Source organism: Agrococcus sp. SGAir0287, from assembly GCF_005484985.1.
Taxonomy (GTDB): domain Bacteria; phylum Actinomycetota; class Actinomycetes; order Actinomycetales; family Microbacteriaceae; genus Agrococcus.
In genome coordinates this window covers 1,697,025-1,712,064 of sequence record NZ_CP027942.1, presented here as the reverse complement: position 1 = coordinate 1,712,064, position 15,040 = coordinate 1,697,025, and the positions used below count along the sequence as shown (strand labels likewise).

The window sequence follows — 15,040 nt, the reverse complement described above, 5'->3', positions numbered from 1 at the left end:
CGCCGCAGGCATGGCGCAGCGCTCGCATGGCCCGCGCGGCATGCGACCGCGTCATCGGCGCGGCTCGCCGCCCTGGATGGCGCCGAGGATGAGCGCGGCGTGCAGCATGAACGACTCGCGCGCGCCCGTCGCATCCCAGCCGATGAGCTCCGAGATGCGCTTCAGGCGGTATCGCACGGTGTTCGGATGCACGAAGAGCTCGCGCGCCGTCGCCTCGAGGGAGCGTCCGTTGTCGAGGTACGCCCACAGCGTCGTGAGCAGGTCGCTCGAGTGGTCGTGGAGCGGGCGGTAGATGGTGCGCACGAGCTGCTGCCTGGCGATGGGGTCGCCGGCGAGCGCCCGCTCGGGCAGCAGGTCGTCGGCGCGCGCGGGTCGCGGTGCGCTGCGCCACGCCTTCGCGACGGCGAAGCCCGCGAGCGCCGTCTTCGCCGATCGGGACGCCTCGACGACGCTCGCGACGGGATCGCCGAGCACGAGGTGACCGGGACCGAACGACGGCTCGAGCGCCGCGGCGATGTCGAGGAACGCGTACGGCGACTCCTCCTCGGTGATGACGCGGCCGATCACCACGACGAGCCTGGCGCCCTGCACGCCGACGAGCACGTCGGCGTCGTGATGGCGCGCGACGCGGCGGATGAGGTCGACGTCGACCTGCGGCGGCGCGACGCCGACGAGCACGGCGCAGTCGCCGTGCCCCGCCCAGCCGAGCGCCGCCGAGCGCGATGGCAGCTCCTCGTCGTACTCGCCGGTGAGGATCGAGTCGACGACGAGCGCCTCGAGCCGCGCGTCCCACAGGCCGCGCGACTCCGCGGCGCGCGCGTACACGTCGGCGGCGGCGAAGGCGATGTCGCGCGAGTAGAGCAGGATCGGCTCGCGCATCGTCGGATCCTCGCCTGCGATGCGACGCTCGTACACCGACACGACGACGCGGATGAGCTGCAGCGTCTGCTGCAGGCTCACCGATCGCAGCAGCTCTCGCGGTGCCGCGCCGAAGACGTCCGCCGCGATCCACGGCTGCGCCTCCGGGTCCTCGTACCACTCGATGAACGAGGTGATGCCGGACTGCGCGACGAGGCCGACGGCGCTGCGGCGCGACGGCGGCATCGTGCCGTACCACGGCAGCGTCTCCTCGAGCTCCTTCAGGACCTGCGAGGAGAGGTCGCCCGCGATGCGGCGCAGCCAGGCGAGCTGCTGCGCCTTCGTCCGCTCCAACGACGCCCTACGACTCGCCGCCCGCGTTGCCCGACGTGCCAGCATTCACGTCGTGGAGCGCGTACTTCTCGATCGCCTGCTGCACGGTGCCGAGGGGCACCTTGCCCTGCCGCGCGAGCGCCTCGAGGGCGCGCACGACGACCGAGTGGCTGTCGATGTGGAAGTAGCGGCGGGCGGCGGGACGCGTGTCGGAGAAGCCGAAGTCGTCGGCGCCGAGCGTCAGGTAGTCGCCGGGCACCCACTGGCGGATCTGGTCCGACACCGCGTGCATGTGGTCGCTGGTCGCGACGAACGGACCCTCGGCCTCCGACAGCCGCGCGGTGACGAACGGCACGCGCTGCTCGTCCTGCGGGTGCAGGAAGTTGTGCTCGTCGGCGGCGAGCGCGTCGCGACGCAGCTCGGTCCACGACGTGACCGACCAGACGTCGGCGCCGATGCCCCAGTCGTCCGCGAGCATCCGCTGCGCGTCGAGCACCCACGGCAGGCCGACGCCCGAGGCGAGCAGCTGCACGCGCAGCTCGTGCTCGCCGCCGGTCGACACCTTGTGGATGCCGCGCACGATGCCCTCGACGTCGACGCCCTCGGGCTCGGCCGGCTGCACGAGCGGCTCGTTGTAGACCGTGAGGTAGTACATGACGTTCTCGGGGCTCGAGCCGTACATGCGCTCGATGCCCGAGCGCACGATGTGCGCGATCTCGTAGCCGTACGCGGGGTCGTAGGACACCATCGCCGGGTTCGTGGAGGCGAGCAGGTGCGAGTGGCCGTCGGCGTGTTGCAGGCCCTCGCCCGTGAGCGTCGTGCGACCGGCCGTCGCGCCGATGATGAAGCCGCGCGCCATCTGGTCGGCGGCCGCCCACATGGCGTCGCCCGTGCGCTGGAAGCCGAACATCGAGTAGAAGACGTAGATCGGCACGAGCGGCTCGCCGTGCGTCGCGTACGACGTGCCCGCGGCCGTGAACGCCGCCATCGCGCCGGCCTCGTTGATGCCGACGTGGAGGATCTGCCCGTCGGGCGCCTCACGGTACTTCAGCAGCAGGTCGCGGTCGACCGACGTGTAGTTCTGCCCGTGCGGGTTGTAGATCTTCGCCGAGGGGAAGAAGGCGTCGATGCCGAAGGTGCGCGCCTCGTCGGGGATGATCGGCACGATGCGGTTGCCGAAGCCGTCGACGCGCAGCAGGTCCTTGAGCAGGCGCACGAACGCCATGGTCGTGGCGACCTCCTGCTTGCCCGAGCCCTTCTTCGGCAGCGCGTAGGCGTCGTCGCCGGGCATCGGGATCGTCGTCGACGTCGAGCGACGCTCGGGCAGGTATCCGCCGAGCGCCTTGCGGCGCTCGTGCATGTACTGGATCTCCTCGGAGTCCTCGCCCGGGTGGAAGTACGGCGGCAGGTAGGGGTCCTCCTCGAGCTGCGCGTCGGTGATCGGCAGCTGCAGCTGGTCGCGGAAGCCCTTGAGGTCCTCGAGCGACATCTTCTTCATCTGGTGGGTCGCGTTGCGGCCCTCGAACGACTTGCCGAGCTGGTAGCCCTTGATCGTCTTCGCGAGGATGACGGTCGGCTGGCCCGTGTGCTCCACGGCCGCCTTGTACGCCGCGTAGACCTTGCGGTAGTCGTGGCCGCCGCGCTTGAGGTTCCAGATGTCGTCGTCGGACATGTCCTCGACGAGCTTGAGCGTGCGCTCGTCGCGACCGAAGAAGTGCTCGCGCACGAACGCGCCGTCCTCGGTCTTGTAGGTCTGGTAGTCGCCGTCGGGGGTGCGGTTCATGAGGTCGACGAGCGCGCCGTCCGCGTCGCGGTCGAGCAGCGCATCCCACTCGCGGCCCCATACGACCTTGATGACGTTCCAACCCGCGCCGCGGAAGAACGACTCGAGCTCCTGGATGACCTTGCCGTTGCCGCGCACGGGGCCGTCGAGGCGCTGGAGGTTGCAGTTGATGACGAAGGTGAGGTTGTCGAGCCCGTCGTTCGCGGCGAGCTGCAGCGCGCCGCGCGACTCGACCTCGTCCATCTCGCCGTCGCCGAGGAAGGCCCACACACGGCTGTCGGAGCGGTCGACGATGCCGCGGTTCGTGAGGTACTTGTTCGCCTGCGCCTGGTAGAGCGCGTTGATGGGGCCGATGCCCATCGACACGGTCGGGAACTGCCAGAACTCGGGCATGAGGCGCGGGTGCGGATACGACGAGAGGCCGCCGCCCGCGTGGCTCTTCTCCTGGCGGAAGCCGTCGAGCTGGTCGGTGCTGAGTCGACCCTCGAGGAACGCGCGGGCGTACATGCCGGGGGAGGCGTGGCCCTGGTAGAAGATCTGGTCGCCGCCGGACTCGTGGTCGCGGCCGCGGAAGAAGTGGTTGTGGCCGACCTCGTAGAGCGAGGCGCTCGACGCGTACGTCGAGATGTGGCCGCCGACGGCGATGCCGGGGCGCTGCGCGCGGTGCACCGTCATGGCGGCGTTCCAGCGGATCCAGCGGCGGTAGCGGCGCTCCACGGCCTCGTCGCCGGGGAACTCCGGCTCGTCGTCGGCCGCGATCGTGTTGATGTAGTCGGTCGTCGGCACCATCGGCACGCCGAGGTGGAGGTCCTTCGACCGCTTGAGGAGGCTGAGCATGATCTCGCGCCCGCGCTCGTGCCCGTGCGTCTCGACGAGCTGGGTGAGCGACTCCTGCCACTCCGCGGTCTCCTCGGGATCCCGATCCATCGCGTTGACCGAGTAGGGATCCTGGTCGTTCACCGGCACTGCTGACTCCTGCGTGGCTCGTGGACTGCTCGCGTCACCGCGCCCCGGGGTCACCGGCGACGTGCGACGGAGCCAGCCTATCCCGCGCACGGATGCCGTCCGCGGGTGGTGCGCCGGTGGCGGAATCGCCGCAGTGCTGCGAGGTGCGGTTGCTGCACCGAGGTGCCGATGCAACCGCACCCGAGTGCAGCAGCCGCACCTCGCAACGGCCGCGCGCACCGCGTTCACCGCCCGGGCGGCGGTGCCGCATGGCGGTGCCAGGATGGGGCCATGGCACCCATCGTCGGCGACATCGCCCCCGACTTCACGCTCGTCGACCATCACGGCGAGGAGGTGACGCTCTCGCAGCTGCGCGGGAGGCCCGTCGCGCTCGTCTTCTTCCCGCTCGCGTTCACGGGCACGTGCACGGGCGAGCTGTGCGAGCTGCGCGACGCGATGGAGCTCTTCGACGACGCGGGCGTCGAGCTGCTGGCGATCTCGGTCGACTCGAAGGCGACGCTCGCGCGCTTCGCCGAGGAGGAGGGCTACCGATTCCGCCTGCTGTCGGACTTCTGGCCGCACGGCGAGGTCGCGAGCCGCTACGGGGCCTTCCTGCCCGAGCGCGGCTTCGCGACGCGCGCGACCTTCCTCGTCGACGCGCACGGGCTCGTCGCCGCCGCCTTCCGCACCGAGCCCGGCCAGGCGCGCGACCTCGCCGCGTACCGCGAGGCGCTCGCCGCGCTTGGCTGATCCGTCCGCGGCGGGCGACGCGCGCGGCGCCACGCGGCGCGAGCGGATCGCGGTCGTCGCGTCGGGCGTGGGCGGGCTCTCGGTCCTGTACGCGACGCAGCCGATCCTCGACGCGCTCGCACGCGATCTGGATGCGTCGGCGGCGGCCGCCGCTTGGACGATCGCGGCATCGACGCTCGGGGTGGCGCTCTCGGCGCCGATCGCGGGGGCCGTGTCCGATCGCCTGGGGCGCCGCTCGGTGATCGTGTGGGCGCTGGCGGGCGTGCTCGCGACGACGCTGCTGTGCGCGCTCGCGCCATCGCTCTGGATGCTCGTCGCGGTGCGCGTCGTGCAGGGCATGCTCGTGCCGTTCGTGTTCTCGACGTCGATCGCGATGATCCCGGAGGCGTGGCCCGGTCCGCTCGCCGTGCGGCTCGGTGCGCTGCAGGTCGCCGGCACGGCGCTCGGCGGCTTCCTCGGGCGCTTCGTGTCGGGGATCGCTGCGCCGCTGGGCTGGCAGTGGTCGTTCGTCGCCGTCGCGCTCGTCGTCGCGGCGGCGCTCGCGGCCGTCGCCGCATGGCTGCCGAGCGACCGCGGCTTCGCGGCGTCCGCGTCGGTCGGTGCGGGCGTGCGCGGCTTCGGCAGGCACCTGCGCGACGGCCGCATCCTCGCCACGTGCCTCGTCGGCGCCGCGCTGCTCGCGCTGCAGGTGGGCTCGTTCACCTACGGCGCGCTCGCGCTCGTGGCGCCGCCGCACGACCTGGCCGAGTGGCAGGTCTCCCTCGTCTTCGTCGTCTTCCTGCTCGCGATCGTCGTCACGCCGCGCGTCGGCGCCGTCATCGCGCGGATCGGGCTCGTGCCGACGTTCGTGATCGCCGCGGGCGTCGGCGTCGCGGGGCTCGCACTCGCCGGCCTCGGCGACGCGGGTGCCACGTGGGCGATCGTGGCGGGACTCGCGCTCACGTGCGTCGCGGTCTTCGCGGGGCAGTCGTGCGCGACCGGCTTCGTCGCGCGACACGTGACCGTCGCGCGCTCGTCGGCCGTCGGCCTCTACCTCACGGCCTACTACCTCGGCGGCGCCGTGGCGGCGGTGGCGCTCGGCCCGGTGTTCGCCGCGTTCGGATGGCTCGGCTGCGTCGTCGCGCTCGCCGTCGTGCTCGTCGCCGCCGTGCCCGTCGCGGCGGTCGCCTGGCGAGCGCCGAACGCGGGCGCGGCGTCGCGTAGGGTCGACGCGGGCCCGTAGCTCAGCTGGTCAGAGCACCTCGCTTACACCGAGGGGGTCAGCGGTTCGAGCCCGCTCGGGCCCACGGACGCGGCCGCGACCAGCGCATGCCGGACGCGGCGCGCACCGCTCGTAGAGTGTCGCCGTGCGCGAGATGGGCGAGCCGATCGGATTCGTGGGCCTCGGGATCATGGGCGAGCCGATGGCCACGAGGCTCGCACGCGCGGGCCTGCCGCTCGTCGTGTGGAACCGATCCGAGCGGGCGGCGCGAGCGCTCGCCGACGTCGGTGCCGAGGTCGCGCCCGATCCGCGGACGGTCTTCGCGCGGGCCCGGATCGTGATCCTCATGCTGGCGAACGCCGACGCGATCGACGCCGTGCTGCGCGCGCCGGGCGCCGGCCTCGGGGATCTCGTCGCGGGGCGCATCGTCGTGAACATGGGCACGATCGCGCCCGCTGTCTCGCAGCGGCTCGCCGCCGACGTCGCGGCGGCGGGCGGCGTGCTCGTGGAGGCGCCGGTCTCGGGATCGCGTCGCCCGGCGGAGGAGGGTGCGCTCGTCGGCATGCTCGCGGGCCCCGAGGATGCGGTCGCCGAGGTCGCGCCGATCCTCGAGCACCTCTGCGCCTCGATCACCGTGTGCGGCGCCGTGCCGGCCGCGCTCACGATGAAGCTCTCCGTCAACGTCTTCCTCATCGCGCTCGTCACGGGCCTCGCCGAGTCGTTCCACTTCGCCGAGCAGCACGGCCTCCCGCTCGCGACCCTGCGGCAGGTGCTCGACGCCGGCCAGATGGCCTCGCCGATCTCGCGGGTGAAGACCGAGAAGGTCGTGGGGGAGGACTGGGCGCCGCAGGCGTCCATCCGCGACGTGCTCATGAACGCGGACCTCATCGTCGACGCCGCGCGCGAGGCGGGCATCGCGAGCCCGCTCCTCGACGTCGCGCGAGCGCTGTACGCCGAGTCGGTCGCGCAGGGCGACGGCGCGCTCGACATGGTCGCGGTGCTGCACGCGATCACGGCGCGGACGGTGGCGGCCGGGGATGCGGATGCGGATGCCGAGGTGCGCATCCGTCCCGCGCAGGGGCCGAGCGAGCATCCCGCGCTCGTCGCCGTGTGGCGCAGCGCCGTCGACGCGACCCACGACTTCCTCGCGCGCGAGGATCGCGACGCGATCGAGGCGGCGCTCGCCGATGCGTACCTCCCCGCAGTGCACCTCGCGGTCGCGGAGGTCGGCGGCCGCGTCGTCGGCTTCGCGGGCATGCACGACGGTGCGCTCGAGATGCTGTTCGTCGACGCGGCGCACCACGGGCGCGGCGTCGGCTCGGCGCTCCTCGCGCACGCGATCGCCGAGCACGGCATCCGGCGCGTCGACGTCAACGAGCAGAACGCGTCTGCGGCGCGCTTCTACGAGCGCCGCGGCTTCGAGGTCGCCGGGCGATCCGAGACCGACGACGCAGGACGGCCGTACCCGATCCTGCACCTGCGCCTCGGGTCCGGCGGCGTCTGAGCGCCGCTACGCCCGCAGGTCGATGCCACGCGTCTCGCGCATGCGCCACACGGCGATCGACGCCGCGACGGCGACGAGCGACACGTACACGATGAAGAGCCACGAGGCGCCGATCGACGACAGCCACAGGTTCACGTACAGCGCCGTGCCGCCGAAGATCGCGACGGACAGCGAGTTCGCGATGCCGATGCCGCGGGCGCGGTGCCGGGTGCGGAACTGCTCGGAGAGCAGCGCCGAGTAGATGCCGTTGCCGCCCGCGACGAGCACGAGGGCGAGCGACTGGGCGACGAGCAGCGTCCAGGGCGCGTCCGAGATGAGCAGCGTGAGCGGCGCCGTGAGCACGGCGAAGCCGACGGTGAACAGGAGCGCGATCGGGCGGCGGCCGACGCGATCCGACAGCGCGCCCAGCAGCGGCATGACCGCCACGCACACGAGCTGCGCGACGAGGCTCGACGCGAACGCCGCGGCCGGGTCCATGCCGTGCTGCGCCGTCGCGAGCGTCGATGCCGACGTGAGCCACGTGTAGAACGCGATCGAGATGAGCGCGACGAAGCCGAACACCTTCACGCCCGCGCGCACGGCGTCGCGCCGGTCCTCGGCCGACGGGGGTGCGGACGCGTCGGGGCCGACCTCGCCCTCCGCCTGCGCCGTGCGCAGCACGTCCGACTCGATCATCGCCACGCGCAGCACGAGCGCGACGATCGCGAGCACGGCGCCGACGGCGAAGGGGATGCGCCACGCCCACGCGGCGACCGCATCCGCACCCAGCGCCGAGGTGAGGCCGAAGCCCATCGCGGAGGCGAGGATCGAGCCGACGAGCACGCCCATCGCGAGCGTCGACGACCACAGGCCGCGCCGCCGCCGCGGGGCGATCTCGGCGATGTACGCGTAGCCGGCCGTCGACTCGGCGCCGTGCGCGAGGCCCTGCGCGAGCCGTGCGACGAGCAGCAGCACCGAGGCGAGCACGCCGGCCTGCTCGAACGTCGGCAGCAGCGCGATCGACAGGGAGGCGGCGCTCATCGTGAGCATCGTCGCCACCATGACGGTGCGCCTGCCGAAGCGGTCGGCGAGCCAGCCGGACAGGACGCCGCCGAGGGGTCGGAAGAGGAAGCCGACGCCGAGCAGCGCGAAGAGCGACAGCAGGGCGCTCGTGGGGTCGGCAGGGTCGAAGAGCGCGGCGCTCAGCGCACCCGAGAAGACGACGGCGACGTTCCAGTCGAACCACTCGAGCCCGTTGCCGACCGCCGAGGCGAGCATCGACCGGCGGCGCTGCCGCATCGTCGGGCCGCCCGGGGGCGCATCGTCGATAGCGGGGGAGTCGTGCCGTGCGGGCGCGTGTCTGGTCACCGAACGATCCTACGAGTGTTCTTGCACTCGGTCCTGAAACGCCGATGCGCTGTGGGCGGATGCACGCTGCGCCGGGATGCGTGCTCGGCGGTCGGCGCTAGGGCCGCGGCGCCGTGCGCTGCTCGGCGAGCGCGCGCACCATCGCCTTCAGCTCGAGCACCTCGTCCATGAGCTGCCGCTCCTTGATCGTCAGCTCGGTCTCCTCCTCCTTCTGGTTCTCGAGCGCCTCGCACGTGACGGCGATGAAGAGGTTGAGGATGACGAACGTCGAGATGAGGCCGTAGCCCATCATGAACGCCCACGCCCACGGCAGCTCGGCCTGCAACGGCGGCACGATCTCGCCCCACCCGTCGCCGTTGAGCAGGCGGAAGAGGGAGACGGTCGACGCGCCGAGGTCGCCGAAGAGCTCGGGCGAGATGGTGCCGAACAGCATCGTGCACGCGACGACGTAGACGTACATGATGATGACGAGCAGCCCGCCGATCGCGGCGATGCCGGGGATCGCCGAGCCGAGCGCGCCGACGACGCGGCGCAGAGCGGGCACCTGCGACAGCAGCCGGAGGACCCGCAGGACGCGGAGGACGCGCAGCACCTGCAGCGCACCGCCGGACGGGATGAAGGACACGCCGACCACGAACAGGTCGAAGAGGTTCCAGCCGTTCGTGAAGAACCGCCACCCGTAGGCGCCGATGCGCAGCAGCAGCTCGATCGTGAAGATCGCGAGGATCGCCGCGTCGAGCACGTGCAGGATGCCGCCGCCGGCGTCGTGGACGCCCGGATACGTCTCGGCGCCGATGAGCAGCGCGTTCAGCACGATGAGCGTGACGATCGACCGCTGGAACCAGGGATGCTCGACGAGCGCGCGCAGCCGCGCACGCCACGGCGGCAGGGGCCGCGCGGGATCCGGCGCGTCGGGACGCGGGAAGGCGGCGTCGGTCGCGGAGTCGGATGCTGCTGCGGGGGCGTCGGTCGTCACGCGCACGATCCTCGTGGACGTCGCTGGACGGACCCCGCAGCGCTCGTGCGCGCAGGTCCCGCGCGCGGCGATCAGGCCGGCGCCCAGGAGGCGGCCTGCGTCATGAGCCACGGCAGCAGGGCCGCCAGGACGAGCAGCGCGCCGGAGACGACCCAGCACAGGATCGCGACGATGAGGAGGGCATCGCCCGGACCGACCTGCCCGTCGACGACGGACCGAGCCGGATCCTCGGGGTCGTAGCGCACGAACGCGGTGCCGCGCCGCGGCAGGCTCCGCGAGCTGTCGTCGACGCAGACGTACGACCGCCCGCCGACCTCGTAGCGCAGGTGCTGCCGCCGCAGCGGCTGCCACGGCTGCCACGTGCCGATCGTTCGATGCCAGTGGGGCTGCAGCGGCGACCGCAGGGCACGCGCGAGGATGGCCCAGAAGGCCCCCATCGCGGCGAGGCCGACTGCGACGATCAGCACGACGAGCGCGGGATGCATGTCGTCGAGCGTGCCATCGTGCGCTGGACGACGCCCAGGACGCATGTCGGCCGCGCGGACGCGCCTCCCAGCATTCGACGGGGGCGCGGATAGCATCCTCATCGATGGCCACACAGCGAAGGATCCTCGTCATCGAGGACGATCACGACGTCGCGCACCTCGTGCGCGTCGTGCTCGAGCGCAGCGGCGAGCTCGAGGTGCTGCTGCGCTTCGACGGCGCCGACCTCGAGCAGACGATCCGCGAGCATCGGCCCGACGTGCTCGTGACCGACGTCGAGCTGCCCGACCGCGACGGGCTCGAGCTCGCGCGGGTCGCGAAGGCCCTCGATCCCGACCTGCCCGTCGTCGTCATGACGGCGCACGCCTCGGTCGACTACGCGGTGCGCGCCCTGCGCCATCACGTCGACGAGTTCCTCGAGAAGCCGCTCGCGACCGCCGCGCTCATCGCGACCGTCGAACGCCTCGCCGCGCTGCGCGCCCAGCGCTGCGAGCGGCGGCGGACGGTGCTGGCGATCGGCGCGCATCCCGACGACGTCGAGCTCGGCGTCGGCGGCACGCTCAGCGCGCACGTGGCAGCCGGTGACGCCGTCGTCGTGCTCACGCTCTCGCGCGGCGCCCGCGGCGGCGACGCCGACCACCGTCAGGCCGAGTCGATGGCGTCCGCCGAGCTGCTCGGCGCCCGCCTCTTCCTCGAGGACCTCGCCGACACGAGCATCGCGCACGCCGAGCCGACGGTCGGCATCATCGAGCGCGTCGTCGAGCAGGTGTCGCCGAGCGTCGTCTACACGCACTCGAGCCACGATCGCCACCAGGATCACCGCGCCGTGCACGCCGCGACGCTCGTGGCGACGCGCGGCGTCGCCGAGGTCGCGTGCTACCAGAGCCCCTCGACGACGATCGAGTTCCGCCCGACGCGCTTCGTGACGATCGACCGCCACCTCGAGGCGAAGCAGCGGCTGCTCGCGTGCTTCGCGTCGCAGCAGGGCATCCGTCCCTACCTCGATCCGCAGCTCATCGAGGCCACCGCCCGCTACTGGGGGCGCTTCGGCGACGGGACCTGGATCGAGCCGCTCGAGGTCGTGCGGGACGCCGGCGCGATCGGCGCCGACGACCGTTCCGCGTCGCTCGCGCGCGACCAGCAGGCGATCGCGTGAGCGCGCGCATCCGCGTGCTCGTCACCGGCGCCGGGGGACCGGCCGGCGTCGCGGCGATCCGCTCGCTCCTGCGGCGCGACGACGTCGACGTCGTCGCAGCCGACATGGATGGCTGGGCGAGCGGGCTGTACCTCGTCGATGCGGACGCCCGTCGCCTGGTGCCGGCGGGTGCGGCCGAGGGGTTCGTGCCGGCGCTCGCCGCGCTCGTCGACGCCGACCGCATCGACGTCGTGGCGCTCACGGTCGACGCCGAGCTGCGGGCCGTGCGCGGTCGGCGCGACGAGGTGGCGGCGACGTTCCTCGGCGTCGACGATGCGGCGCTCGACGTCTGCCTCGACAAGTGGCACCTCGCGCAGGCCTGCGCCGACACCGGGCGCGCTCCCGAGACGGCGCTGCTCGACGACGCCGGCGTCGGGCGCGACTGGGCGTTCCCCGTCGTCGTGAAGCCGCGCGAGGGCGCCGGCTCGCGCGGCGTCGAGATCGTGGCGACGCGCGCCGTGCTCGAGTCGATGCCGCGCGACGAGGGTCGCATCGTGCAGGCGCACCTGCCCGGCGACGAGTTCTCGGTCGACGTGCTCGTCGGGCCGAGCGGCCCCGTCGTCGCCGTGCCCCGCCTGCGCGCGCGCGTCGACTCGGGCGTCGCCGTCGCGGGCCGCACCGTCCGCGACCCGGACCTCGAGGACGCCGCGATCGCGTGCGCGCGCGCCGCGGGCATCGTGGGCGTCGCCAACGTGCAGCTGCGCCGCGACGCGGTCGGTCGCGCGATGCTGCTCGAGATCAACCCGCGCTTCTCCGGCGGGCTGCCGCTCGTCATCGCCGCGGGCGCCGACCTGCCGTCGCTCGCGCTCGACCTCGCGCTCGGTCGCCCGCTGCCCGAGCGCGTCGACGTGAAGGAGGTCGCGAGCGTCCGCTACCTCGAGGACGTCGTCGTGCCGGTCGACGCCATCCTCGGAGCGGGCTGATGCGCGCCGAGCTGCACGGCGACTGGCACGTGCACTCGACCTTCTCCGACGATGCGCGCTCGACGCTCGACGAGATCGTCGCCGCCGCGCATGCCGCGGGCGTGCGCGAGCTGCGATGCACGGAGCACGTGCGTCACGACACGACGTGGGTGCCGGACTTCCTCGCCGCCGTCGCCGCGCTGTCGGTGCCGCCGGGCCTCGTCGTGCGCACGGGCGTCGAGGCGAAGCTGCTCGACGTGACCGGCGCGCTCGACGTGCCGCTGGACCTGGTCGTCGGGCCGGGCGGCGTCGACGCCGTCGTCGTCGCCGACCATCAGGTGCCGACGCCCGAGGGGCCGTGGAGCCCGCGGCGCACGCAGGAGGCGATGGCGGCTGGCCTCACGGCCGACGCCGTCGTCGGCTGGGTCGTCGAGGCGACGATCGGCGCGATGCGGCGCCTGCCCGGACGTGCGCAGCTGGCGCATCCCTTCTCGATCCTGCCGAAGGTCGGCGTCGACGAGGCGGCCATCCCGGATGCGCTCCTGCGCCGCTGGGCCGTCGAGGCCGCCGAGACCGGCACGCTCGTCGAGGTCAACGAGAAGTGGGCGTGCCCCCGCCCGCGCGCCGTGCGCGCCGCGCGGGATGCTGGAGCGCGCGTGGTCGCGTCGACCGACGCGCACGTCGCGGCGGACGTCGGCAGGTACGACGCCGTCGCCCGCATCCTCGACGAGGCCGATCGGTGAGCCCGCTCGACGTCGCGACGACGGCGCTCACCGTCGTGCTCGTCGCGTTTGTCGCCTGCGGTGCCGTGCCGGCCCTCGTCACCGCGTTCCAGTTCCTCGTGCTGCCGCTGCACGCGTGGATCAACCACTACGACCGCGCCGCGCCGTACACGCCCCGCATCGTCGTCGTGATCCCGGCGTGGAACGAGGGGCTCGTCGTCGGCGGCTCCATCGACCGCCTGCTGCGCCTCGAGTATCCGGCCGACCGCCTCCGCATCGTCGTCGTCGACGACGCGTCGACCGACGACACCCCCGACGTCGTGCGCGAGCGCGTGCGACGGCACCCCGGGCGAGTCGTGCACCTGCGCCGCGAGCAGGGAGGCGAGGGCAAGGCGCACACGCTGAACCACGGCATCCGGCACGTGCTCGCCGACGGCTGGATGGAGGCGCTGCTCATCATGGACGCCGACGTCGTCTACGAGCCGACGTCGCTGCGCAAGATGGCGCGCCACCTCGCCGACGAGCGCGTGGGCGCCGTGACGGCGTACATCAAGGAGGGCAGCGCGAGGAAGAACTTCCTCGCACGGTTCATCGGCTTCGAGTACGTGCTGGCGCAGCTCGCGAGCCGCCGCTCGCAGAGCGTCCTGGGCGCCATGGCGTGCCTGGCCGGCGGCGCGCAGCTGCACTCGCGGCGCAACATCGAGGACCTGGGCGGCGCGATCGACACGTCCTCGCTCGCCGAGGACACCGTGACGACGTTCGAGACGCAGCTCGCGGGCCGCAGGGTCGTGCTCGAGCCGCACGCGATCGTGCTCGCGGAGGAGCCGCACCGCATCGACGGGCTCTGGAGGCAGCGGCTGCGCTGGGCGCGCGGCAACGTGCAGCTCACGCGCCGGTATCGCCACCTGTGGTTCCGGCCCGCGCGCGGGCACGGCCTCGGCTCGATCGCCTTCGGCCTGTTCTGGTTCTCCGTCTTCCTGCTGCCCGCGCTCATGATCGCCGCGTCCGTCGGGCTCATCGGCCTCTACCTCATCGACTCCACGCTCGCCTCGCTCGTCTTCCGGTCGCTCTGGATCGTCGTCGGCGCCTCCTACGTCTACGGGATGCTCTACGGTGCGCAGCTCGATCCGCAGACGGGCCGCACGAGCTGGCGCGAGATCATCCTGTTCCCCGGGGCGATCTCGCTCGTCGTGATGCTCTCGGCGTTCTTCCCCGGCATCCTCGGCGAGTGGCTGCCGGGCGTGCTCGGCGTCGCGCCGAGCCCCGCGCTCCTCATGGCGATCGACCTGGCGTCGTTCGCCTGGATCTCGCTGTGCATGCTCGCGGCGTGGGGCCTGCGCCTGCTCGACCGCACGCGCATCGGCAGCAGGCTCACGCCGTTCCTCACCTACGTCGTCGGGTTCGGGCCCATCCTGTGCGCCGTGACCTTCGCCGCCTACGTCGCCGAGGCGCGCGGCGCGGCGCGGACGTGGGACAAGACCGAGAAGACGGGCAGGGTGCTGGGATGACCGAGCAGGATCTCGCGGAGGCACGCGCAGAGCTCGAGGCCGACCGGCGGGCCGAGCGACGCCTCGTGCCGCAGGCGCTCGTCGCGCTCGCGCTCGTCGTGGTGCTGGTCGTGGTGCGCGAGTGGCTGCTGACATGACCGCCGCGCTCGCCGTGCTCGTCGTCGACGACGTCGCCGACCAGCGCGAGCTGCTGCGCACGCACCTCGAGCAGGCCGGCTGCACCGTCCGCACGTGCGGGGACCTCGACGCCGTCGACGCCGCGCTGCGCCGCGAGCGTATCGACGCGGCGATCGTCGATCTCCTCATGCCCGGCGACGACGGCTGGGCGGTCGCCGACCGCATCCGCGAGCGCTCGCCGTCCACGATCGTCGCCTTCGCCTCCGTGCTCGATGCCGCCGACCATCCCGAGGGCGAGCTCGCCCTGCCGAAGCCGTTCACGGGCGAGCAGGTGCGTGCGCTGCTCGCGCGCGTGCGGGAGCGGATGGCGGATGCGGGCGGTGCGCCATGATGCCGCTGCCCGGCCGTCGCGGTGC

At 73.0% G+C, this 15,040-nt stretch carries 14 protein-coding genes and 1 tRNA gene; 10 read left to right on the top strand and 5 right to left on the bottom strand.

Annotated features, from left to right (window positions below; all coding sequences use genetic code 11):
- Window positions 1–51: 51 nt before the first annotated feature.
- Both C1N71_RS08200 and aceE read right to left on the bottom strand, forming a co-directional pair.
- Window positions 52–1,212 carry a PucR family transcriptional regulator gene (locus C1N71_RS08200; RefSeq protein WP_254677947.1) on the bottom strand — a complete coding sequence of 387 codons (1,161 nt, stop codon included), beginning with the start codon at window positions 1,210–1,212 and terminating at the stop codon, window positions 52–54.
- 7 nt (window positions 1,213–1,219) lie between these two features.
- A complete protein-coding gene (aceE, locus tag C1N71_RS08195) occupies window positions 1,220–3,940 on the bottom strand; it encodes a pyruvate dehydrogenase (acetyl-transferring), homodimeric type (RefSeq protein WP_137755942.1) in 2,721 nt (906 codons plus the stop codon).
- A gap of 270 nt (window positions 3,941–4,210) precedes the next feature.
- Here aceE and C1N71_RS08190 point away from each other — a divergent pair, with 270 nt between their 5' ends.
- From C1N71_RS08190 to C1N71_RS15500, 4 genes are all read left to right on the top strand, one after another.
- Window positions 4,211–4,669 (top strand): peroxiredoxin, encoded by a 459-nt coding sequence (locus C1N71_RS08190; protein WP_137755941.1) that lies wholly within the window; start codon window positions 4,211–4,213, stop codon window positions 4,667–4,669.
- Window positions 4,662–5,891 carry an MFS transporter gene (locus C1N71_RS08185; RefSeq protein ID WP_137755940.1) on the top strand — a complete coding sequence of 410 codons (1,230 nt, stop codon included), beginning with the start codon at window positions 4,662–4,664 and terminating at the stop codon, window positions 5,889–5,891. The genes C1N71_RS08190 and C1N71_RS08185 overlap by 8 nt, the downstream gene beginning before the upstream one ends.
- A tRNA-Val gene (locus C1N71_RS08180) sits at window positions 5,882–5,955 on the top strand. The genes C1N71_RS08185 and C1N71_RS08180 overlap by 10 nt, the downstream gene beginning before the upstream one ends.
- Window positions 5,956–6,024: 69 nt before the next feature.
- Window positions 6,025–7,374 (top strand): acetyltransferase, encoded by a 1,350-nt coding sequence (locus C1N71_RS15500; RefSeq protein ID WP_137757268.1) that lies wholly within the window; start codon window positions 6,025–6,027, stop codon window positions 7,372–7,374.
- A gap of 6 nt (window positions 7,375–7,380) precedes the next feature.
- Here C1N71_RS15500 and C1N71_RS08170 read toward each other — a convergent pair whose 3' ends face one another.
- The 3 genes from C1N71_RS08170 to C1N71_RS14965 all read right to left on the bottom strand — a co-directional run bounded on the left by C1N71_RS08170 (window position 7,381) and on the right by C1N71_RS14965 (window position 10,182).
- Entirely contained in the window at window positions 7,381–8,721 is a 1,341-nt protein-coding gene (locus C1N71_RS08170) for an MFS transporter (RefSeq protein ID WP_137755939.1), read from the bottom strand.
- 97 nt (window positions 8,722–8,818) lie between these two features.
- Entirely contained in the window at window positions 8,819–9,697 is an 879-nt protein-coding gene (locus tag C1N71_RS14970; RefSeq protein WP_175414154.1) for an ion transporter, read from the bottom strand.
- Window positions 9,698–9,768: 71 nt separating this feature from the next.
- The gene (locus C1N71_RS14965; protein ID WP_175414153.1) at window positions 9,769–10,182 is read right to left on the bottom strand and encodes a DUF3592 domain-containing protein; all 414 of its coding nucleotides are present in this window, start codon (window positions 10,180–10,182) and stop codon (window positions 9,769–9,771) included.
- 104 nt (window positions 10,183–10,286) lie between these two features.
- Here C1N71_RS14965 and C1N71_RS08160 point away from each other — a divergent pair, with 104 nt between their 5' ends.
- The 6 genes from C1N71_RS08160 to C1N71_RS08140 are packed head-to-tail and all read left to right on the top strand — an operon-like array spanning window position 10,287 to window position 15,015.
- Window positions 10,287–11,336 carry a response regulator gene (locus C1N71_RS08160; protein ID WP_137755937.1) on the top strand — a complete coding sequence of 350 codons (1,050 nt, stop codon included), beginning with the start codon at window positions 10,287–10,289 and terminating at the stop codon, window positions 11,334–11,336.
- Window positions 11,333–12,298: an ATP-grasp domain-containing protein gene (locus C1N71_RS08155; protein ID WP_254677946.1), complete on the top strand. Its 966-nt coding sequence runs from the start codon at window positions 11,333–11,335 to the stop codon at window positions 12,296–12,298. Before C1N71_RS08160 ends, C1N71_RS08155 begins: the two co-directional genes overlap by 4 nt.
- Window positions 12,298–13,020 (top strand): PHP domain-containing protein, encoded by a 723-nt coding sequence (locus C1N71_RS08150; protein WP_137755936.1) that lies wholly within the window; start codon window positions 12,298–12,300, stop codon window positions 13,018–13,020. Before C1N71_RS08155 ends, C1N71_RS08150 begins: the two co-directional genes overlap by 1 nt.
- Window positions 13,017–14,507, top strand: coding sequence for a glycosyltransferase (locus C1N71_RS08145; protein WP_137755935.1), 1,491 nt, complete (start codon window positions 13,017–13,019; stop codon window positions 14,505–14,507). Before C1N71_RS08150 ends, C1N71_RS08145 begins: the two co-directional genes overlap by 4 nt.
- Window positions 14,504–14,644, top strand: a complete 141-nt coding sequence (locus C1N71_RS14960; RefSeq protein ID WP_175414152.1) for a hypothetical protein — start codon at window positions 14,504–14,506, stop codon at window positions 14,642–14,644. The genes C1N71_RS08145 and C1N71_RS14960 overlap by 4 nt, the downstream gene beginning before the upstream one ends.
- On the top strand, window positions 14,641–15,015 hold the full coding sequence (locus C1N71_RS08140) for a response regulator (protein ID WP_137755934.1): 375 nt from the start codon (window positions 14,641–14,643) through the stop codon (window positions 15,013–15,015). Before C1N71_RS14960 ends, C1N71_RS08140 begins: the two co-directional genes overlap by 4 nt.
- Window positions 15,016–15,040 lie beyond the last annotated feature (25 nt).

Excerpts from the sequence above, each read along its gene's own strand:
- C1N71_RS08190 (WP_137755941.1), top strand. The coding sequence starts at position 4,211 with ATGGCACCCATCGTCGGCGACATCGCCCCCGACTTCACGCTCGTCGAC.
- C1N71_RS15500 (WP_137757268.1), top strand. The coding sequence starts at position 6,025 with ATGGGCGAGCCGATCGGATTCGTGGGCCTCGGGATCATGGGCGAGCCG.
- C1N71_RS14965 (WP_175414153.1), bottom strand. The coding sequence starts at position 10,182 with ATGCATCCCGCGCTCGTCGTGCTGATCGTCGCAGTCGGCCTCGCCGCG.
- C1N71_RS08160 (WP_137755937.1), top strand. The coding sequence starts at position 10,287 with ATGGCCACACAGCGAAGGATCCTCGTCATCGAGGACGATCACGACGTC.
- C1N71_RS08150 (WP_137755936.1), top strand. The coding sequence starts at position 12,298 with ATGCGCGCCGAGCTGCACGGCGACTGGCACGTGCACTCGACCTTCTCC.
- C1N71_RS14960 (WP_175414152.1), top strand. The coding sequence starts at position 14,504 with ATGACCGAGCAGGATCTCGCGGAGGCACGCGCAGAGCTCGAGGCCGAC.
- C1N71_RS08140 (WP_137755934.1), top strand. The coding sequence starts at position 14,641 with ATGACCGCCGCGCTCGCCGTGCTCGTCGTCGACGACGTCGCCGACCAG.